Annotated in this window: 16 protein-coding genes; 12 read left to right on the top strand and 4 right to left on the bottom strand. The window is 69.3% G+C overall.

Annotation, left to right across the window (positions count from 1 at the left end; all coding sequences use genetic code 11):
• The first annotated feature begins 4 nt into the window (after positions 1–4).
• The 9 genes from AC1DWT_RS10245 to AC1DWT_RS10205 all read left to right on the top strand — a co-directional run bounded on the left by AC1DWT_RS10245 (position 5) and on the right by AC1DWT_RS10205 (position 12641).
• Positions 5–907: a dihydrodipicolinate synthase family protein gene (locus AC1DWT_RS10245; RefSeq protein WP_095865380.1), complete on the top strand. Its 903-nt coding sequence runs from the start codon at positions 5–7 to the stop codon at positions 905–907.
• A 37-nt stretch (positions 908–944) separates the two neighbouring features.
• Entirely contained in the window at positions 945–2057 is a 1113-nt protein-coding gene (locus AC1DWT_RS10240; protein ID WP_095865381.1) for a proline racemase family protein, read from the top strand.
• Complete coding sequence (locus AC1DWT_RS10235; RefSeq protein ID WP_206014091.1) at positions 2057–3550, top strand: gamma-aminobutyraldehyde dehydrogenase; 1494 nt, start codon at positions 2057–2059, stop codon at positions 3548–3550. Before AC1DWT_RS10240 ends, AC1DWT_RS10235 begins: the two co-directional genes overlap by 1 nt.
• Before the next feature lie 143 nt (positions 3551–3693).
• Positions 3694–5619, top strand: a complete 1926-nt coding sequence (locus tag AC1DWT_RS10230) for an APC family permease (RefSeq protein ID WP_072942518.1) — start codon at positions 3694–3696, stop codon at positions 5617–5619.
• On the top strand, positions 5616–6212 hold the full coding sequence (locus AC1DWT_RS10225) for a short chain dehydrogenase (protein WP_072942519.1): 597 nt from the start codon (positions 5616–5618) through the stop codon (positions 6210–6212). The genes AC1DWT_RS10230 and AC1DWT_RS10225 overlap by 4 nt, the downstream gene beginning before the upstream one ends.
• A 300-nt stretch (positions 6213–6512) precedes the next feature.
• Positions 6513–7928 (top strand): amino acid permease, encoded by a 1416-nt coding sequence (locus tag AC1DWT_RS10220; RefSeq protein WP_241031678.1) that lies wholly within the window; start codon positions 6513–6515, stop codon positions 7926–7928.
• A gap of 114 nt (positions 7929–8042) precedes the next feature.
• Complete coding sequence (locus tag AC1DWT_RS10215) at positions 8043–9419, top strand: hypothetical protein (RefSeq protein ID WP_477920394.1); 1377 nt, start codon at positions 8043–8045, stop codon at positions 9417–9419.
• A complete protein-coding gene (locus AC1DWT_RS10210) occupies positions 9419–10429 on the top strand; it encodes a glutamate ABC transporter substrate-binding protein (protein ID WP_072942523.1) in 1011 nt (336 codons plus the stop codon). The genes AC1DWT_RS10215 and AC1DWT_RS10210 overlap by 1 nt, the downstream gene beginning before the upstream one ends.
• 40 nt (positions 10430–10469) lie before the next feature.
• Positions 10470–12641, top strand: a complete 2172-nt coding sequence (locus AC1DWT_RS10205; protein WP_206016108.1) for a serine/threonine-protein kinase — start codon at positions 10470–10472, stop codon at positions 12639–12641.
• A gap of 8 nt (positions 12642–12649) precedes the next feature.
• On the opposite strand, the gene AC1DWT_RS10200 is transcribed toward AC1DWT_RS10205, so the two are convergent.
• Positions 12650–12865, bottom strand: a complete 216-nt coding sequence (locus AC1DWT_RS10200) for a hypothetical protein (RefSeq protein WP_206014094.1) — start codon at positions 12863–12865, stop codon at positions 12650–12652.
• Between the two features lie 206 nt (positions 12866–13071).
• On the opposite strand from AC1DWT_RS10200, the gene thiG reads away from it, so the two are divergent.
• A complete protein-coding gene (gene thiG / locus AC1DWT_RS10195; RefSeq protein WP_072942526.1) occupies positions 13072–13839 on the top strand; it encodes a thiazole synthase in 768 nt (255 codons plus the stop codon).
• Between the two features lie 41 nt (positions 13840–13880).
• On the top strand, positions 13881–14690 hold the full coding sequence (locus tag AC1DWT_RS10190; RefSeq protein ID WP_477920393.1) for an MBL fold metallo-hydrolase: 810 nt from the start codon (positions 13881–13883) through the stop codon (positions 14688–14690).
• Position 14691: 1 nt separating this feature from the next.
• Here the strand turns inward: AC1DWT_RS10190 and AC1DWT_RS10185 are convergent, their stop codons facing one another.
• Both AC1DWT_RS10185 and AC1DWT_RS10180 read right to left on the bottom strand, forming a co-directional pair.
• Positions 14692–15585: a class I SAM-dependent methyltransferase gene (locus tag AC1DWT_RS10185; RefSeq protein ID WP_206014096.1), complete on the bottom strand. Its 894-nt coding sequence runs from the start codon at positions 15583–15585 to the stop codon at positions 14692–14694.
• A 116-nt stretch (positions 15586–15701) separates the two neighbouring features.
• Positions 15702–16580, bottom strand: a complete 879-nt coding sequence (locus AC1DWT_RS10180) for an alpha/beta fold hydrolase (protein ID WP_206014097.1) — start codon at positions 16578–16580, stop codon at positions 15702–15704.
• An 86-nt stretch (positions 16581–16666) separates the two neighbouring features.
• Here AC1DWT_RS10180 and AC1DWT_RS10175 point away from each other — a divergent pair, with 86 nt between their 5' ends.
• Entirely contained in the window at positions 16667–18589 is a 1923-nt protein-coding gene (locus AC1DWT_RS10175; protein WP_241031410.1) for an AfsR/SARP family transcriptional regulator, read from the top strand.
• A gap of 33 nt (positions 18590–18622) precedes the next feature.
• On the opposite strand, the gene AC1DWT_RS10170 is transcribed toward AC1DWT_RS10175, so the two are convergent.
• A complete protein-coding gene (locus AC1DWT_RS10170) occupies positions 18623–19621 on the bottom strand; it encodes a PHP domain-containing protein (protein WP_072942652.1) in 999 nt (332 codons plus the stop codon).
• Positions 19622–19628 lie beyond the last annotated feature (7 nt).

Genomic DNA, 19628 nt, shown 5'->3' with positions numbered 1-19628 from the left:
ATTCATGAGCACGCAGTTCAGCGGAATCCTCGCCGCGGTCGTCACCCCGTTGACCGCCGACGGATCGGCCGTCGACCCCGACGGCATCAAGCGTCAGGCCGAGCACATCATCGGCGGCGGCATCAACGGCCTCGTCCCCGGCGGTAGCACCGGTGAGTTCACGACCCTGTCCACCGACGAACGCAAGCGGGCGACGGAGCTGTACATCGAGGCCGCGGCGGGCCGGGTCCCCGTCGTCGCCGGCACCGGCGCACTGAGCACCGCCGAGACCGTCGAGCTGAGCAAGCACGCCGCCGACGCCGGCGCCGCCGCGGTGATGATCGTCCCGCCGTTCTACGACACCCCGTCCTGGGACGAACTGCTGACGCACTACAGCGCGGTGTCCGACGCGGTCGACATCGACATCATGTACTACAATCTCCCCTCCGCCACCGGGGTGGACCTGGCGCCGGCGCAGTTCGCCGAACTGGCACGCAAGACCCGCGTCAACTCCTACAAGGACACCGGCGGAGACGCGGCGAAGTTCGCGTCCGTGCTGAACCACCACGCCGCGGACATCACCGCGCTGAACGGCTGGGACACCCTCTCGTTCGCCGGGCTCGCCGCAGGCGCGAAGGCGTCGGTGTGGGGGACCGCGAGCGTCATCCCGCAGCTGTGCGCGGACTTCTTCGACGCCCTCGCCGTCCGCGGCGATCTGGTTGCCGCCCGGGAACTGTGGACGAAGATCTTCCCGATCTGCGAATTCCTCGAATCACACAACTACGCTTGCGCTATCAAGACCGGCCTCGAGCTCGTCGGCCAGGACGCGGGCCCGACCCGCCGCCCGGTGCTGCCACTGGCACCGGAGTTCCGGGACGAGTTCCGCCGCCTCCTCGTCGCGGCCGGCGTCAGCGTCGTCGAGAACTAGAACCGGTCGTCGAGAACTAGAACCGAAGGACGAGACCGTGATCCCCAGGCAGACCATCAACGCCGTCGACGTCCACGCCGCCGGCGAGCCCGGACGGGTGCTCATCGGCAGCCACCTGCACGTCAAAGGCGCCACCATGGCCGACCGGCTGCAGTACTGCCGTGAGCACCTCGACGATCTGAGGTTGCTGATGCTGCACGAGCCGCGCGGCTATCCCGGACTGTGCGCCGTCCTGGTGCTGCCCCCGGTCAACCCGGACAGCGACTTCGGCATGGTGGTGCTCGAACAAGGGGGATTCCGGCCGATGTCCGGGAGCAACCTCATCTGCGCCGTCACCGCGCTCCTGGAGACCAGCACCCTGCCGGTGCAGGAGCCGGTGACGAAGCTGAAGGTCGACACCGCCGTCGGTGTCGTGCACGTGCGCGCCGACATCGCCGGCGGCAGGGTCGTGCGGGTCACCTTCGACAACGTCCCCGCGTTCGCCGTGGCCATCGACCATCCGCTCGAGTTGCCCGAATACGGCACCGTCCCGGTGGACATCGTCTTCGGCGGGCAGTTCTTCGTCCAGGCCAAGGCCGCCGACCTCGGTGTCGAACTGGTGCCCGGCGCCGCGAAGGACCTGGCCCGCGCCGGGGCCGTGCTGCGCACCGTCGCGCAACGCGATGTCGCGGTCCGGCACCCGTTCAACCCGGACATCGACCACGTCGCACTGACGATGATCCACGGCCCGTCCCCGACCCCGGGGGTCTCCGGGCGCAACACCGTCGTCCTGCCCAACGGCACCGTCGACCTCGACGACCCGACGACGTGGACCGGCGCGCTGGACCGGTCGCCGTGCGGCACCGGCACCTGCGGGCGGATGGCCGCCAAGCACGCGCGCGGCGAACTGGCGCTCGGAGAGCAGTTCGTCCACGAGAGCCTGCTCGGCACCACGTTCACCGGCACACTCACCGACATCACCGACGTCGGACCGCACCGGGCGGTGCTGCCGTCGGTCAGCGGTCGCGGCTGGATCACCGGGTTCAACCAGTACGTCCTCGACGCGGACGACCCGTTTCCGCGCGGCTACACCCTGGGCGACCTGTGGGGCCCGGAGTCCCAGGGCGACGACGCCCGGCAACTACTCGACCAACTCGATCTGGAGAATTGATGACCACCCACGAGAAGCTGCAGTTCATCGCCGGGGAACGCCGGCACGGCAGCTCCGACACGGAGCTGACGATCATCGACCCGTCCACCGGTGAGCCGATCACCACCGGCCTGGCCGCGGCCACCGGGGATGTCGACGCCGCCGTCGCGGCCGCTCGCGCCGCGTTCCCGGGCTGGTCCCGCACCACGCCCGCCGAACGCTCGGACATCATGCTGCGCTGGGCCGAGGTCCTGCGGTCCCGCAGCACGGAGCTGACCGCCCTGGAGAGCCGCAACGGCGGCAAGGCGATCAAGCTGGCCGACGGTTTCGACATCCCCGGGGTCATCGACAACGTCACGTTCTTCGCCACCACCGCCCGCAATCTGGAGGGCAAGGCGAGCGGGGAGTACTCCGGCGATCACACCTCGTCGATCCGGCGCGAGCCGATCGGCGTCGTCGGGTCGATCTCGCCGTGGAACTACCCGCTGCAGATGGCCGCCTGGAAGATCCTGCCCGCGGTCGCCGCAGGCAACACCATCGTCCTCAAGCCCTCCGAGCTCACCCCGCTGACGTCGCTGCTCTTCGCCGAGACCGCGAAGGAAGCCGGCGTGCCGGACGGCGTCGTCAACATCCTCACCGGAGCCGGACGGATTGCCGGACAGGCTCTGATCGAGCATCCCGATGTGGACATGGTCTCGTTCACCGGGTCGACGCCGGTCGGCAAGCAGGTCGCCGCGGCCGCGGCCGGCAGCGTCAAACGGGTCCATCTGGAACTCGGCGGCAAGGCACCGTTCGTGGTGTTCGACGACGCCGACATCGAGGCGGCCGCCCGCGGCGCCGTCGCCGGTTCGCTGATCAACGCGGGCCAGGACTGCACCGCCGCCACCCGCGCCTACGTCCAGCGTCCGCTCTACGAGAACTTCGTCCAGCGGGTCGCCGAACTGATGGACGAGGTGAAGGTCGGCCCCGCCGACGACACCGACACCGACATGGGTTCGCTGATCTCCTTGAAGCAGCGCGACCAGGTCGCGGCGATGGTCGACCGGGCCCGCGACTCCGGCGCGAAAGTGGTTCGCGGCGGCCGTATCCCGAAACACACCCCGACCGCGGGCGCGTACTACGAGCCGACGCTGATCGTCGACGCGACGCAGGACTCCGAGATCGTCCAGCAGGAGATCTTCGGCCCCGTCCTGGTCGTACTGCCGTTCGACACCGACGACGAGGCCATCACCCTCGCCAACGACACCCCCTACGGCCTCGCCGCATCCGCCTGGACGCAGAACGTGTACCGGGCGCAGCGGGCCACCCGGGAAATCCAGGCCGGGTGCGTGTGGGTCAACGACCACATCCCGATCATCAGCGAGATGCCGCACGGCGGCTACAAGGCCTCCGGATTCGGCAAGGATATGTCCACCTACTCGTTCGACGAGTACACCAACGTCAAGCACGTCATGTCCGACATCACCGGAGAGGCACACAAGGGCTGGCACGACCTCATCTTCGGCAGACACTGACCCCGAACACTTTTCAGCAACCCACCGGGGCGGGGTCGATCTCTTCTGCCGAGGAGGTCGACCCCCGGACACGATGGTCCCCGGCGCCCGCCGAAACCTCACGCCAATGAGAGCGGGCACCTGAATCCCCAAGGAGGATTCACATGAGCACATTACCGGATTCACCTTCTGCGCCCGGGTCCCCGGACGCTCCCGATCACAAACTGAAGAGAACCCTCGGACTCTGGCAGCTGACGTTGCTGGGGGTCAGCACGCAGATCGGCTCCGGCTGGTTGTTCGCGGTGCTGTCGTCGGCGTCGGTCGCAGGCCCGGCCGCCATCCTGTCGTGGATCCTCGGCGCGGGCCTGTTCATCGTCGTGTCGCTGACCTGGATCGAACTGGGCACCCTGTTCCCGAGATCGGGTGGGATCGTGCGCTATCCGGCGCTCTCTCACGGTGCATTCGCCGGGTGGATCACCGGCTGGGGATACTGGATCGGGACCGTCTGCCTGCCCGCCATCGAAGCGCAGGCCGTCCTGACCTATCTCGGTGGCCGCTTCCCTCATCTCGGCCTGGTGAAGGTGGAGCAGGGCACCACCATCCTCGCCTGGCCGAACGGAATACTCTGTGGCATCGGCATTCTCGCGATCTTCTTCGTCCTCAACCTGTTCGGCGTGAAACTGCTGGCGAAGGTCAACACGTATGTGACGATGTGGAAGCTCGTCGTCCCGTGCCTGACGTTCCTCCTGTTGTTCTTCGCGTTCAACTCGAGCAACCTCACCGTCGGCGGCGGCTTCCTCCCCACCGGCGCGGGCGGCATCGTGCACGCTCTCGCGATCGGCGGGATCGCGTTCGGCTACCTCGGCTCCCGGCAGGTGCTCGACTACGGCGGGGAGGCGCGAAACCCCAAGCGCGACATCCCCTTGGCGATCGTGCTCTCCATCCTCATCCCGATGGTCGTGTACATCGGCCTGCAGATCGGCTTCCTCGGCGCACTCGACTGGTCCGACGCCGGGATCTCCGTCGGAGACTGGGCGGGTCTGCGGACCAGCGACTGGGCGTCGGCCCCGCTGTTCCAGGCTCTCGGCGCGGCCGGATTCGGCGCCTTCGCCACCGTCCTGCTGATCGACGCCGCCATCTCCCCGGCGGGCAACGGCTGGGTCACCCTCGGCAGTGCCGCCCGGGCCTCGTTCGCGTTCGGCATAGACAAGTACGCGCCGAAGGGTCTCGCCAAGGTGAACCGGTACGGCATCCCGTGGGTGTCGCTCGTGGTCGCGATCGTGGTCAGCGCGCTCTTCATGCTCCCGTTCCCGAGCTGGTACCAGCTGGTGTCGGTGGTGTCGGTCTGCCTGGTGCTGAGCTACCTGATGGGCAGCGCGATCGCACCGGTGCTCCGCAAGACCGCACCCCACGCGGACCGCACCTGGCGGCTGCCCGCAATCGGTTTCTGGGCGCCCGCCGGCTACGCGGCAGGCCTGTTCATCGTCTACGCCGCAGGCTTCGCGTCCCTCGCGCAGCTCCTGGTCATCGCATTCGCCGGGGTGAGCATCTACGGCGCCTACACGTCGGTGAACCACGGCTGGGTTCGCAGGCCCGCCGGGTGGTCCATCTCGGCGGTGTTCCTGGTCGTGTGGATCTACGTCAGTTCCCGCGGCGGATGGTTCATGAACACCACCGAGGTGCAGCGGGCCGGCAGCTGGTCGTTCCCGGTCTACTTCGCGGCGATGACCGCGGCACTGCTGGCCTTCGTGCTCGCGCTGCGGGTGGTGAGCACTCCGGCCGGCCGTCGTCACCTCGACGCCGGTGTCTGGCTGATCGCCACCCTCCTCGCGACGCTGCTGGTGTCCTACTACGGCGAATTCGGTCCTCTCGACGAACCGCCGCTCGCCGACTACTGGGACCTRCTGGTCGTGATCACGCTGGCCCTGGTCAGTTACGTGTGGGCCGTCCGCAGCGGTTTCCACACCGAACAACTCGACGCCGCGCTCGCCGACTCCGGATTAGCGGTCGAACCCGCCGCACCCACCCGCACACCGGCACACCGGGCGACACCGGTCGCCGCCGTGCACGGACAGGAGGTCAACTCGTGAAGGTTCTCGTCGTCGGAGGCACCGGCCGCATCGGCACGGCGGTGGTGGACGCCCTGACACCCGACCACGACGTCGTCGTCGCATCCCGCTCCACCGAGGTCGCGGTCGACCTCCGGGATGCCGCGTCCGTCACCGCGCTGTACGAACGGGTCGGGACGGTGGACGCGGTGGTCAGCACCGCGGGTGTCACCCCGTTCCCTGCCTTCGGCGACACCACGACCAGCGACTTCCGGCAGGGTTTCGACGACAAATTGCTCGGGCAGATCGAACTGGTCCTGCGCGGGCTGCCGTTCGTCGCCGACGGCGGCTCGTTCACCCTGGTCACGGGGGTGCTCGCCCGCGAACCCATTCGCTCGGGTGTGGTCGCGTCGACCGTCAACGGGGCCCTGGAGGCGTTCGTGAAAGCGGCCGCAGCCGAACTTCCGCGCGGCATCCGCATCAACGCGGTCAGCCCGAGCGTCGTCACCGAAGCACTCGACGTCTACGGCGACTTCTTCCCCGGATTCGCGCCCGTTCCCGCCGCCGACGTCGCACGCGCGTTCGTCAAATCGGTGGCCGGGATCCACACCGGCCGCGTCTACGAACTGGGGTAACGGCAGCAACCGTCAAACCTCACAATCTGGACCTCAGAGGCGCACCGGAACTGGCACTGTGCTCCCCACCGCACCCTCCATACAGTGTTGTGCATCACATCAACAGTTCAGTTCGCGGTGGATCGTCTCCTCTTTCTCCGCCGGCACTGTTCTCCGTTCCAACCGCCGGTGATCCGACCCGGATCGCGATGGCGACCTGACGTTTCCGGTCAGCGCACAGTGGAGGAAAACGTGACTGCAACACCACCCCCGGCCCAATCCCAGGACTCCGGTCTCGGGAAGGGTCTGAAGAAGCGGCACATGAATCTCATCGCCCTGGGCGGCGTGATCGGTGCCGGATTGTTCGTCGGCAGCGGTGTCGTCATCGAGAGCGCGGGCCCGGCGGCGATCGTGTCGTTTCTCATCGCGGGGGTCATCACGCTCCTGATCATGCGGATGCTGGCGGAGATGGCCGTGGCCAAGCCGGTGGTCGGATCGTTCTACGTGTACGCCAGGGAAGCGCTCGGCAATCGCGCCGGATTCTCCGTCGGCTGGATGTACTGGTACTTCTTCGTCATCGTCGTCGCCGTCGAAGCCATCGCCGGTGGCCGAATACTCCAGCTCTACCTGCCGTCCGCGCCGCTGTGGATCCTCAGCCTCGGCCTTCTCGTCATCCTGACCTGCACCAATCTGGTATCGGCCCGGTCGTTCGGCGAGTTCGAGTACTGGTTCTCGTCGATCAAGGTGATCGCGATCGTCCTCTTCCTCGGTCTGGGTGCCCTGTGGATCACCGGACTGTGGCCGGACTCGACCCCCGGGGTGGCGAACCTCGTCGATCACGGCGGATTCGCTCCGCTCGGCTGGGGCGCGGTACTCGCCGCGGTCGTTCCCTGCGTCGCCTTCTTCACCGGCGCCGAGATCGTGACCATCGCGGCCGCCGAGTCCGCGGAACCCAAGAAGGCCGTCGCCCGGGCGATGCGCTCCATCGTGGTCCGGATCATCACTTTCTACGTCGGATCCATCTTCGTGGTCGTCGCCGTGGTGCCGTGGAGCGCCGAAGCCGTCGGAGTCAGCCCCTACGCGGCGGCCCTGTCCGCCCTCCACATTCCCGGGGTGGCCACGATCATGAACGTCGTCATCCTCACCGCGGTGCTGTCCTGCCTGAACTCCGCCCTGTACACGTCCTCGCGGATGCTCTTCGCCCTCACCCGCAACGGCGACGCCCCGCACATGTTCACCCGCCTGTCGGGTGGCGGAGTGCCCCGGCGCGCCATCCTCGCCGGGACGGTGATCGGATACGCCTCGGTGATCGCCGCGTTCGTATCCCCGGATCTCGTGTTCTCGTTCCTGGTCAACTCGTACGGCGCCGTGGCGCTCTTCGTCTACCTCATGATCGCGATCTCCCAGGTCGCGCTCCGCCGGAAGCTGGAGGCGCAGGATCCCGGGGCCCTCACCCTGAAGATGTGGCTGTTCCCCTGGCTCAGCTACGCGACCATCGCGCTGATGGGGACGGTGATCGCGGCCATGGCCGTGCTCCCCACCACCCGTTCGCAGTTCTGGCTGAGTGTGGTGACTCTGGCCTTCATCCTGATCGGCTACGAGTTCCGCCGGCGCAGCCGCACCAGCGCCGAACGCCTCGACACCGTCACCCCGCCCGCGGAACCGGCCGCCGAACCCGCCGCCACGGGTGCCGAAGCGGAACAACTCGTCGGCGTCGTGACGCACGAACAACACTGACACACACCTTGTCGAAGAGGGGCAGGGACCGCACCGGCGGTCCCTGCCCCTCTTTTGTGCCCCCGATGCCACATCGGCTTTTTCCGGCACGACCCGCCGCGAATCGGGGCACACTTGCAGAAGACCTCGGCGGAGGAGGACACCGTGTTCCACCGCGGAGACGACGTCGTCACCGAAGAACACTCGCTCGACGAGTCGCTGCTCGTCGAGCCCGACTCCCGGCGCCGGCCGTGGCGGGAATTCCTCGTCTCGACCCCGGGACGGCTGTCCGTGCTGGGAATCGTGCTCGTCACCGCGGCGCTGGCGACCGGGGCGGTCACGTCGGCGGCGATCGGCGCCCGGCAACAACGCATCGAGACCCTGCGGACGCACACCGAACCCCTCACCTACGCGGCCGAACGGCTCTACAGTTCGCTGTCCATCGCCGACGCCGCGGCAGCCACGTCGTTCATCTCGGGCGGCGTCGAGCCGATCGCCGTCCGCAATCGGTACAACCAGGCGATCGGGGACGCGTCGAATGCGCTGGTCACCGCGTCGAACGGGGTCGACTCGACCGACGCCGCCGCCCTCGCCCAGTTGTCCGAGGTGTCCCGGAACCTCGCCGCGTACACCACCCTGGTCGCGACGGCCCGCGCCAACAACCGATCGGGCAACCCGGTCGGCGTCGCCTATCTCAGCGACGCGTCCTCGATGATGCAGGACACGATCCTGCCCGCCGCCGAACGTCTGTACTCGGAGCAGTCGAGAGCCGTCGCCGACACCCAGGTCCTCACCGGGCGGCTCCCCAGAGTCGCGTTCGCCGCCACCGTCGCTCTGCTCGTCGCGCTCCTCCTCGCGCAGGTGTACCTGGCGCGCAAGAGCAAACGCCGCATCAACCCCGGCCTCGTCGTCGCGTCCCTGCTCGCCGCCACCCTCCTGGTCTGGCTGGCCGGCGCCACCCTGGTCTCCACCGCGGCCACTGATCGGGCGAGAACCGAAGGGGCGCAACCACTCGCGACGATCACCCAGGCGAGGATCCTCGCTCAGCAGGCCCGGGCGGACGAGACCCTCGCGCTGCTGCAGCGTGGCTCCGACGAACAGTCCGAGATCGACTACGCCCACCGCTCCGCCGCGCTGGCCGACGTGCTCGCGGGCCTGCAGGGCGGTTCTCACGAACCGGGCGCCACGCAGCCGATCGACGAGGCGGTGACGGCACTCGGCGACTGGCGGCACGCGCACGACATGCTGGAGCAGAGGCTGGAGGTGGGGGACTACCCGGGGGCGACGGCCGTCGCGATCGGCCCCGCGGACTCCGCGTCTCCCGCGACGTTCGCGGCCCTCGACGAGGCGCTGCAGCACGGTATCGACAGCTTCCGCGGCGAGGAAGTCGACGGAATGACCGAGTCCTTTCGCTCGTTGTCGCTGCTCGCGGTGGGTAGCATGGTGATCGGCGTGCTCTGCGGGTTCGCCGTCGGTGGGGGGATCTGGCCCAGACTGAACGAGTACCACTGATGACGCGGGTGAGGCGACCGAGACGGCGGACGTGCCCGCGCGCCCTCATCCTTTCGGCCGCCGCGGCCACCGTTCTCGCGGCCGGATGCGCCGCCCCGCAACCCCTCACTCCCATCGCCAGCGGTGATTACTCCGAACAGCCGTTGACGAACGGGCTTCAGATCCATCCGCCGACCGGCGACGTGCCCGCGGAACCACCCGCACCCGACTCCTGCGGCGCGCTGGCGAGCCTCCGCCCGGTCACCGCGCCGGACGTCCGGGCGCCGGGAAGCGCGCTGGCCGAGATCACCGCGCGCGGCAGGCTCGTCGTCGGGATCGACCAGAACACCAACCTGTTCAGTTTCCGGGACCCGACGACCGGCATGCTGATGGGATTCGACGTCGACGTCGCGGGTGAAATGGCGCGGGACCTGTTCGGCGACCCCGGCAGGGTCGAGTTCCGCCTGCTCACGTCCGGCGACCGTTTCGACGCCCTCGAGAAGAAGGCCGTGGATCTCGTCGTCAAGAGCACGACGATCACGTGTGAACGGTCCGAGCGCGTCGCCTTCTCCACCGTGTACTTCCAGGCGTACCAGCGACTGCTGGTGCCGAAGGTCTCCGGTATCTCCGGCCCGGAGGATCTGGCGGGCAAGCGCGTCTGCACCGTCGCCGACACCACCTCACTGGACACCGTTCGCCGGGTGCAGCCCGAGGCCACGATCGTGACGGTGCCCGACTGGGACGACTGCCTCGTGACGCTCCAGCAGCGTCGGGCCGACGCCGCGAGCACCGACGACTCCATCCTGGCCGGGCTCGCCGAGCAGGATCCGAATCTGGAGATCGTCGGCCCGCCGCTGCAGTCGGAGCCGTACGGTATCGGGGTCAACAAGGGCAACGAGGATCTGGTGCGCTTCGTGAACGGGACGCTGGATCGGATGCGCGCAGACGGAACGTGGATGAGGCTCTACGACAGCTGGCTGACGGTACTCGGACCCGTCACGGGACCGCCGACCGCCACCTACCGGGACTGAGGTGTCACCGACCGTGAGCGACGAGACCAGGCGAACCCCGATGGACGAACCGGAATCCACACGCGGAGTGCGGTTCGATCCGTTCGCGGACGACGACGAGGACGAAGTCCCCTCGTCCCGCACGGTGCCGGACGCCGCGCACACCTCCGACCTGTCGATGCTCCTGACCAATCCCGTTCTCGCCGAGCACAAACGGTACTGCGACCGCTGCAAGCGGCCGGTCGGACGCTCCACCGCGGCCCGGCCGGGCGACACGGAGGGGGTGTGCACGCACTGCGGGACCGTTTTCTCGTTCGCCCCCCAACTGGAGGCGGGCGAGTTGGTGGCGGGTCAGTACGAGGTTCTCGGGTGCCTCGCCCACGGCGGCGTCGGCTGGATCTACCTCGCGCTCGACCACAACGTCAGCGACCGCTGGGTCGTCCTCAAGGGCCTGCTGCATTCGGGCGACCCCGAGGCCCAGGAAGTGGCGCTCGCCGAGCGCCGGTTCCTCGCCGAGGTGACGCACCCGAGCATCGTGAAGATCTACAACTTCGTCGAACACCCCGGAATGGACGGCAATCCCGTCGGCTACATCGTCATGGAGTACGTCCGGGGCCGGACCCTGCGCGACGTGCTCACCGAACTGAAGGAGGAGGCGGCGCCCGACGACCCGAAACCGAGGCTGCCGGTGGAGCATGCCATCCGCTACCTCCTCGAGGTCACGCCCGCGCTCGGATACCTGCACTCGATGGGGCTGGTGTACAACGACCTCAAACCCGAGAACATCATGATCGGCGACGACTACGACCAGCTCAAGCTCATCGACATGGGCGCGGTCGCCAGGATCGGCGATCACGGATACATCTACGGCACACAGGGTTACCAAGCCCCCGAGATCGCCACCACCGGGCCCACCGTCGCCTCGGACATCTACACCGTCGGGCGGACGCTCGCCGTCCTGACCCTCGACATGCCCACCGCCGGGGGCTGTTACGTCGACGGCCTGCCGACTCCGGAGGCGTCGCCGCTGCTGGCGGAATACGAGTTCTACCAGCGGCTGCTGCTCCGGTCCATCCACCCCGACCCGGCCAAGCGTTTCGCGTCGGCCGACGAGATGTCGACGCAGCTCCAGGGTGTTCTGCGAGAGGTGCGGGCCCAGCGGACCGGAAACCCGCAGCCGGGACTGTCCCACCGTTTCAGCCCGCAGCGCACGACGTTCGGGACCGACCTCACGATCAGCCGCACCGACGTCTACGTCGACGGGCATCGCCGGGACGAACGCATCAGCGCGATGAGCATCGTTCGGGCACTGCCGATTCCGCTGGTGGACCCGGACGATCCGGCCGCCCCGCTGTTGTCCGTCGTGCACAGCAGACCGCGGGAACTCCTCGATTCGCTGCACCGGGCGAAGGAGGTGGCGGCGAAGGAGGGCGTGGAGTCCACGAGCATCGAGATCCCGCTCGCCGAGGTGCGCGCGCACCTCGACCTCGGGCAGCCGCGTGATGCCACCACCATCCTCGAATCCCTCGACCACGAACTCGAGGACACGTGGCGCGTCGACTGGCACACCGGGCTGTGCGCTCTGGTGGGCGGCGACTTCGAGGAGGCGTTCACCCGCTTCGATTCGGTCCTGACGGCGCTACCGGGCGAGGAGGCCCCGAAACTCGCGCTCGCGGCGACGTCCGAGATGTGGTGCGAATACCGCGCCGCCGAGAACCTCGGGCGGTGGCGCGGGACCGCCGAGAAGTACTACCGCACGGTGTGGCGCACCGATCACGGCGCGGTCAGTGCCGCGTTCGGGCTGGCACGGCAACTCGAGCACCGCGACGACCGGGTCAACGCGGTGGAGGCGCTCGACGAGGTGCCGCCGACGTCCCGGCACTACGCCGAGGCGCGGTTGACGAGTGTGCTGATGCTCGTCCACGATCGGCCCCTCGCGGAGGTGAGCGAACGGGATCTGCAGGAGGCGGCCCGCCGCGTCGAACTGCTCGCCCACGACGAGCGACGCGCGCTCCAGACCCGCGTGCTCGTTCTCGGGGTGGCCGTGGACTGGTTGCATGCCGGCGGTGTCCCCGAGGCGACGAGGATCCTCGGTGTGCCGTTCACCGAGCGCGGTCTGCGCACCGGGGCGGAGGCGGCGCTCCGTGCCCTCGCCCGCAAGGCGCCCGAGCGCAGGCACCGGTACACGCTGGTGGATCTCGCGAATCTGATCCGCCCGACCACGTGGCTGTAGCGCCGGGGTCAGAGCCCGCCGAATCCAACGGGTTCGCGGCCCCACCGGGCATTCCACGTCATCACCTGCATCCGATCGCTCAAAGCGTCACGACTGCGCACTGTTTCGGCGAGCTGCCCCATGAGTTCGATGATGCGACGCCGGGCATCCTCCAATTCCGCGGCCAAACGCTGCTCCTCCCTCGACCTCGCGGTGCGGTTCCTGCCGGCGACCATCGTGTTCATGCCTGCTCCCATCGTGACGTCGCTGCGTGTGCCACTCAGCTCATCTGACCGACAACTCTGCGGCATCTGGTACGGGTCCAGAAGATCCAGAAGAACGGCGGCGCAGGGGTCCAATCTGGACCTATGACGCAGCACACAAGTGGCTCTGACGTCGGGGACGGTTCGACCGTAGGGTTCGGGTACTCAACCCGATCGGAGAGGTACCTATGCGCAATCACACCGACGCACTCACGATCGCGGGCCGGGACTTCTCGTCGCGGCTGGTCATGGGTACCGGGGGTGCGGCCAACCTGGCCGTTCTCGAAGAGGCGCTGATCGCCTCGGGCACCGAACTGACCACGGTGGCGATGCGCCGGGTGGATGCCGTGGGGAGGACCGGTCTGCTCGAACTGCTGGATCGGCTGGGCATCGCGTTGTTGCCGAACACCGCCGGCTGCCGCGGCGCCGCGGAGGCGGTGCTGACAGCACAGCTGGCCCGGGAGGCACTGGGCACCAACTGGATCAAGCTCGAGGTGATCGCCGACGAGCGCACCCTCCTACCCGACGGGATCGAACTCGTGTCGGCAGCAGAACAACTCGTCGACGACGGCTTCGTCGTGCTGCCGTACACCAACGACGACCCGGTGCTCGCGCAGCGTCTGGTCGATGCCGGGTGCGCCGCCGTGATGCCCCTCGGGTCGCCGATCGGCACCGGGCTCGGCATCTCCAATCCCCGCAACATCGAGATGATCGTCGCGCGCACGGACATCCCGGTCATTCTCGACGCCGGGATCGGCACCGCGAGCGATGCGGCGCTGGCGATGGAACTCGGCTGCGACGCCGTCCTCCTCGCCTCCGCGGTGACGCGGGCGTCGGACCCGCCGCTAATGGCGGCGGCGATGGCCGGGGCGGTCACGGCCGGACGTCGCGCCAGGACCGCCGGGCGGATACCGAAACGGTTCTGGGCGCAGGCGTCGTCCCCGGTCGCGGTGTAATCGGGCGCCCGCGAACGCCGACTCGGCTAGCGTGAACGCCCATGCGGGTACACCACCTCAATTGCGGCTCGTTCTCCTCGGCGCTCATCGGGCGGTTGGTGTGCCACGTGCTGGCATGCGAAACCGACACGGGCATCGTGCTCGTCGACTCCGGTTTCGGACTGGCGGATGTCGCCGACCCCATCGGTCGCGTCGGCAAGTACGCGAAGCTGATCRGCGCCCGGTTCCGCGAGTCGGAGACGGCGGTCCGCCAACTCGGCAAGCTGGGGCTGGATCCCTCGGACGTGACCCACATCGTCGCGACGCACCTCGACTTCGACCATATCGGCGGGGTCGCCGACTTCCCGAATGCCACCCTGCACACCACCGCCGCGGAAGAGGCTGCGTCGGAGGGACGTTCGTCGTTCCGGGAGAAGGTGCGGTACCGCCCCGCCCAGCTCACCCCGCGGCCGAGGACGCACACCTATTCGGGGCCGGGCGAATCCGTGCTCGGTTTCTCCGGCGCCCACCCGATCGACGGGGTCGGCGACCGCATCGTGCTCGTCCCGATGCCCGGGCACACCCGCGGTCACGCGGCGGTGGCCGTCGACACCGGCGACCGCGGTTGGCTGCTGCACGCGGGCGACGCGTTCTACCACCGCAGCACCGTCGCCGCCCCCGGGCAGGTGCCGCCGGGAACCACCGGTCGCGCACTGCGGGTGATGGAAGAGCTGATCGCGGTGGACCGTTCGAAGATCCGCGACAATCACCGCCGGCTGCGGGAACTGAACAATCAGGTGGCCCCGCGGGTCCGGGTCTTCTCCGCCCACGACCCGACGCTGTTCGAGGAACTCGCCGCCGAGCGGGGCTGACTCAGCCGCCGGTCTTCACTGCCGTCAGGTAGGTCGCGCGGTCGGCCAGGTCCGCGAGTTCCTCCGGGAGTTCGGGCGCGGGCCTGCCGTACGACTCGGCCAGCGCGAACGGAGAATAACTCCGCACCGACCAGCCGTGCTCGGTCAGCCAGTGCTCCGGGTCGGCGCGCTCGTCGCCGTAGAACAACTGGGTGATGTCGAGGTCGCCGAACGGGTCCTTGTCGAAGTATTTCTTCCTGATCTCGTCGAAACGCTTCGCGTCGGCGCCCGGCGCGAAGTTGTCCACAGCGATGTGGCTACCCGGGCTCGACAGTTCGTCGATCCGCTCGAACAGCGCGTCGTGTGCCGCGCCCGGCAGGTACGCCAGCAGTCCCTCGGCCGACCACGCGGTGGGCTTGCCGCGGTCGAGGCCTGCGGCGTCGAGGGCGGCCGGCCAATCGTCCCGGAGATCGACCGGCACCGCGCGGCGATCGGCCTTCGGCCGCGCACCGTGCTCGGACAGCACTTCCCCCTTGAACTCCAGCACCTTCGGCTGATCGACCTCGAACACCGTCGTGCCCGCCGGCCAGTCGAGGCGATACGCCCGCGCATCCAACCCGGCTGCGAGGATCACCGCCTGCGACACTCCGTCCGCCGCGGCCGTCAGGAAGAATTCGTCGAAGAACCGCGTCCGGAACCCCATGAAACCGGAGAACGGTGTGTCTCCCAGCGAGGACGGGTCGGCCAGCAGCCCGGTGAAATGCGGTTCGCCCGCCGCCTCCACGAACCACGGCGCGTAGTCGTCGCGGATCAGGGCATCGGGACGGCCGGTTTCCAGCGCCCGGAACGTCGCCACCCCCAGGGCCGTGAGCCCCACGCTGCTGACAATGTCCCAGGAATCACCGTCGGTGCGCATGAATACCTCCCGATCGTGCCGAAGTGTCGGACATGACGACCGACCAGGCTCCCCGGCGATTCTACGCCGCCACGCTCACTGCATCTATGATGTTGCTGTACAACCTGTTTCGGCGTCTACCTCTTCAGAAGCGCACGCAGTGCGTCGACGATGTCCCCGGGCGCTTCCTCCGCCATGAAGTGACCCGCGGCGAGGGTGTCGTGCACCAGGTCGGGTGCCCAGGCCCGCCAGAGGCCCGCGGCGTCGTAGCCGAGCACGCTGCCCCAGTCCTGCTGGACGACGGTGACGGGCATCCGCAGGTGGTTCCCGGCAGCCCGGTCCGCCCGGTCGTGCTCGACGTCGATGCCCGCCGACGCCCGGTAGTCGGCGACGATGGACGGCACGGCGTCACGGGACGCCCGGAGGTACTCGGCACGCACGTCGGCGGGCATCGCGTCGGGATCAGCGGTCCAGGCGTCGAGGAAGTGGCCGAAGAACGCGTCGGCGCTCGCGCCGATCATCTGCTCCGGCAGTCCGGGTGGCTGCGCCATCAGGTAGAGGTGGAACGCGACCGCGGCGTCTACTCCGTGCAGGATGTCCCACATGTCCAACGTGGGCAGCACGTCGAGCGATGCGAGATGGCTGATCGCATCGGGGTGGTCGAGTCCGGCGCGGATGGCGACCAGCGCGCCGCGGTCGTGCCCGGCCAGCGCGAACCGGTCGTGGCCCAGTTCCTTCGCGAGCGCGACGACGTCGGCGGCCATCGTCCGCTTCGAATAGACGGTGCCGTCCGTCTCGGCAGGTTTGCCGCTGGCGCCGTAGCCGCGCAGGTCCGGGCAGATGACGGTGTGGTCGGCGGCCAGGTCGGTGGCGACGTGCCGCCACATGAGGTGGGTCTGCGGGAAGCCGTGCAGCAGGACGATCGGGCTGCCGGAACCGCCGACCGCGACGTGCAGGTCCACGTCGTCGGCGACGGTCACGCGCTGGTAGTCGAATCCGGGGATGACAGGGGTCATAGGTGGTGGCCTTCCGTGCTCGGGGTGGTTCTCGTCCAGTCTCGGGGCGGTCGATGAGCATTCGATGAGCGCTATACCGTGGCGGAGTGACTCCTACGTTCGGTGTGCTCGGGCCGGTGGTCGCGTGGGACGAGACGGGCGGCCCCGTCGAGCTGAAGGGACCACGTCACCGGGCGGTGCTCGCCCGCCTGATCGTCGCCCGCGGACGGGTCGTCCCGGTCGGCGTCATCGTCGACGACCTCTGGGTCGACCCACCCGCCGGAGCGAAGGGCGCGGTCCGGACGTTCGTCTCGGCGCTGCGGCGTGCCCTCGAGCCGCAGCGCGCGGCCCGTACCGCCGCGAGGCTGCTCGTCACCGACGGTCCCGGGTACGCGCTCCGGGCCGGCCCGGAGTCCGTGGACGCATGGCGGTTCGAGCACACGGTCGCCGAGGCCGCGACCGCCGCACCGGGGCGGGCACTCGAGCTGTTGGAGGAAGCGCTGGGGTGGTGGCGCGGCCCGTCGTACGCGGAGTTCGCCGGGGAGTCGTGGGCCCACGCCGACAGGACGCGGCTCGAGGAGTTGCGACTGTCCGCGGTGGAGCGGCGGGCGGAGGCCCGGCTGGCCGTCGGGCTCGCCGCCGAGGCCGTACCGGACCTCGATGCCTTTGTGGCCGAACACCCTTGGCGGGAAGGGGCGTGGCGGCTGCTGGCCCTCGCCCTCTACCGCTGCGGCCGCCAGGGTGAGGCACTGGCCGTGTTGCGCCGGGCGCGGGAGCTGCTCGCCGAAGAACTCGGAATCGACCCGAGCCCGCAGCTGACGTCCCTCGAAACCGACATCCTGCGCCGCGACGACCGCCTCGAACTCGACCCCGACCGGATGTGGGAGCGCGCGGCCGCCGCCTACGACCGCACGGTGGCGTCCGGTGCCCGGGCGCGACTCGAATCGACGGTCGGGCTGCTGCGCAGCCTCGCCGTGGCCGGCGGCAGCGGTCTCGCGGCGGCCCGGGAGCAACGGCTCGCGACGATCGTCGCCGCCGAACGACTGGGTGACCCAGAGCTGACCGCCCGCGTGATCGGGGCCTACGACGTTCCCGGCATCTGGACCCGATCCGACGACCCGGAGCAGGCGGCGCTGATCGTCGCCGCGGCCGAACGCACCCTCGCGCGGCTGTCGCCCGGCGTCCACGACACTGCCCGTGCTCGGTTGCTGGCCACGATCGCCCTGGAGTCCCGCGGGACACCGGGCGACCGCGGGTTGCGGGCCGCCCGGGAGTCCGAGGCGATCGCCCGCGCACTCGACGACCCGGCGCTGCTCGCATCCGCGCTGAACGGCGTCTTCATGCACACGTTCCACCGCTCGGGCCTCGCTCCCGAGCGGGACGCGATCGGCCGGGAACTGATCACACTGTCGGTGCGACACGGGTTCGTGAACTTCGAGGTACTCGGGCATCTCGTTCGGCTGCAGGCGCTCGGGGCGCTCGGCGACTTCGCCGGCGCCGACGAGCACGCCGCCGCCGCGGACGACCTGGCCGAGCGGCACGAGCGACCGCTCGTCGCCGTGTTCACGACGTGGTACCGGGCGATGCGCGCGGCGGCGACGGGTGCGTCCGACGCGGACGCCGAGGCCGGCTACCGGGCGGCGGCGAAGCTCCTCGACGGCAGCGGGATGCCCGGCCTCGAGCACGGGATCCTCCCGCTGGCGCTGCTGTGCCTGCGGGTGTCGCGGGGCCTGCCGGCGACGTTCGACGCCGACACCGAGTGGGGACCGTACGAACCGTGGGCGCGGCCCCACCTCCTGCTGGCGGACGGTCGCCCGGACGACGCGGCGGCCGCCCTGCGCCGGGCACCCGAGCCGCCGCGCGATCTGCTCGTCGAGGCGCTGTGGTCGCTGATCGAACACGCCGCGGCCGCCGTCGGCGATCACGATCTGCAGGAGCGCGCCCGAGCCGAATTAGCACCCGCCGCAGGCGAAATCGCGGGGGCGGGGAGCGGGATGCTCACGATGGGCCTTCGGCCCGTGCGTGGTTGACGAGTCCCTGCACTCGCTAGCCACGCACAGGCGTCACTTGGCCCACTCCAGCAGGTCGTCGGCGGACCACGTGTTCACGACGCGGTCGGCGTCGACCCCGCACCGCATCGCGCGCTCGCATCCGTAACCCTGCCAGGCGAGTTGACCCGGGGCGTGCGCGTCGGTGTCGATGGAGAACAGACACCCCAGGTCCATGGCCAGATCGATGAGCCGGCTCGGGGGGTCGCGGCGCTCGGGACGGCTGTTGATCTCGACGGCGGTGCCGTGGTCGCGGCAGGCCGTGAACACCTGCTCGGCGTCGAACGTCGACTCCGGCCTGGTCCCGCGCCCGCCCTCGACGAGCCGGCCCGTGCAGTGACCCAGCACGTCCACCAGCGGATTCTCGACGGCTCTGACCATCCGCCGGGTCATCGCCCCGCGCTCCGCCCGCAACTTGGAGTGCACGCTGGCGACGACGATGTCGAGTTCGTCGAGCAGGTCCGGATCCTGATCGAGCGAACCGTCCTCGAGGATGTCGACCTCGATGCCGGTGAGGATGCGGAACGGCGCGAGTTCCTCGTTCAGCTCGGCGATCACCTCCAGCTGAGACCGCAGCCGCTCCGCCGACAGCCCGTTCGCGACGGTCAACCGTGGGGAATGGTCTGTCAGAGCGCAATATTCGTGGCCGATGAGGGCCGCGCTGCGCATCATCTCGTCGATCGGGCTGCCGCCGTCGGACCAGTCCGAATGGGTGTGCAGATCGCCCTTGAGCGCCTGACGCAACGCGCCGCCGCCGATCGGCTCCGCATTCTCTCGCAGTTCCGCCAGATAGACGGGCACCCCGTCGAGCGCCTCCCGGATCACCGTCGCCGTCTTCGGCCCGATGCCCGGCAGGTCCTTCCAGCTGTCGGTACGCCCGCGGACGTCCCGCTGCTCGTCGGACAGTTCGGCGACCACGTCGGCCGCCCGCCGGTACGCCTTCACGCGGTGCGTCTCCGCCCGCGACCGTTCGAGCCAGAACGCTGTCTCTCGCAGGGCCTGCACCGGGTCCATCGGGCTG

It is taken from the genome of Rhodococcus sp. P4_B6, from assembly GCF_056402215.1.
This window is presented reverse-complemented; position numbering and strand designations above follow the sequence as displayed.

Excerpts from the sequence above, each read along its gene's own strand:
- AC1DWT_RS10245 (WP_095865380.1), top strand. The coding sequence starts at position 5 with ATGAGCACGCAGTTCAGCGGAATCCTCGCCGCGGTCGTCACCCCGTTG.
- AC1DWT_RS10235 (WP_206014091.1), top strand. The coding sequence starts at position 2,057 with ATGACCACCCACGAGAAGCTGCAGTTCATCGCCGGGGAACGCCGGCAC.
- AC1DWT_RS10220 (WP_241031678.1), top strand. The coding sequence starts at position 6,513 with ATGAATCTCATCGCCCTGGGCGGCGTGATCGGTGCCGGATTGTTCGTC.
- AC1DWT_RS10210 (WP_072942523.1), top strand. The coding sequence starts at position 9,419 with ATGACGCGGGTGAGGCGACCGAGACGGCGGACGTGCCCGCGCGCCCTC.
- AC1DWT_RS10205 (WP_206016108.1), top strand. The coding sequence starts at position 10,470 with ATGGACGAACCGGAATCCACACGCGGAGTGCGGTTCGATCCGTTCGCG.
- AC1DWT_RS10200 (WP_206014094.1), bottom strand. The coding sequence starts at position 12,865 with ATGAACACGATGGTCGCCGGCAGGAACCGCACCGCGAGGTCGAGGGAG.
- thiG (WP_072942526.1), top strand. The coding sequence starts at position 13,072 with ATGCGCAATCACACCGACGCACTCACGATCGCGGGCCGGGACTTCTCG.
- AC1DWT_RS10185 (WP_206014096.1), bottom strand. The coding sequence starts at position 15,585 with ATGCGCACCGACGGTGATTCCTGGGACATTGTCAGCAGCGTGGGGCTC.
- AC1DWT_RS10180 (WP_206014097.1), bottom strand. The coding sequence starts at position 16,580 with ATGACCCCTGTCATCCCCGGATTCGACTACCAGCGCGTGACCGTCGCC.
- AC1DWT_RS10170 (WP_072942652.1), bottom strand. The coding sequence starts at position 19,621 with ATGGACCCGGTGCAGGCCCTGCGAGAGACAGCGTTCTGGCTCGAACGG.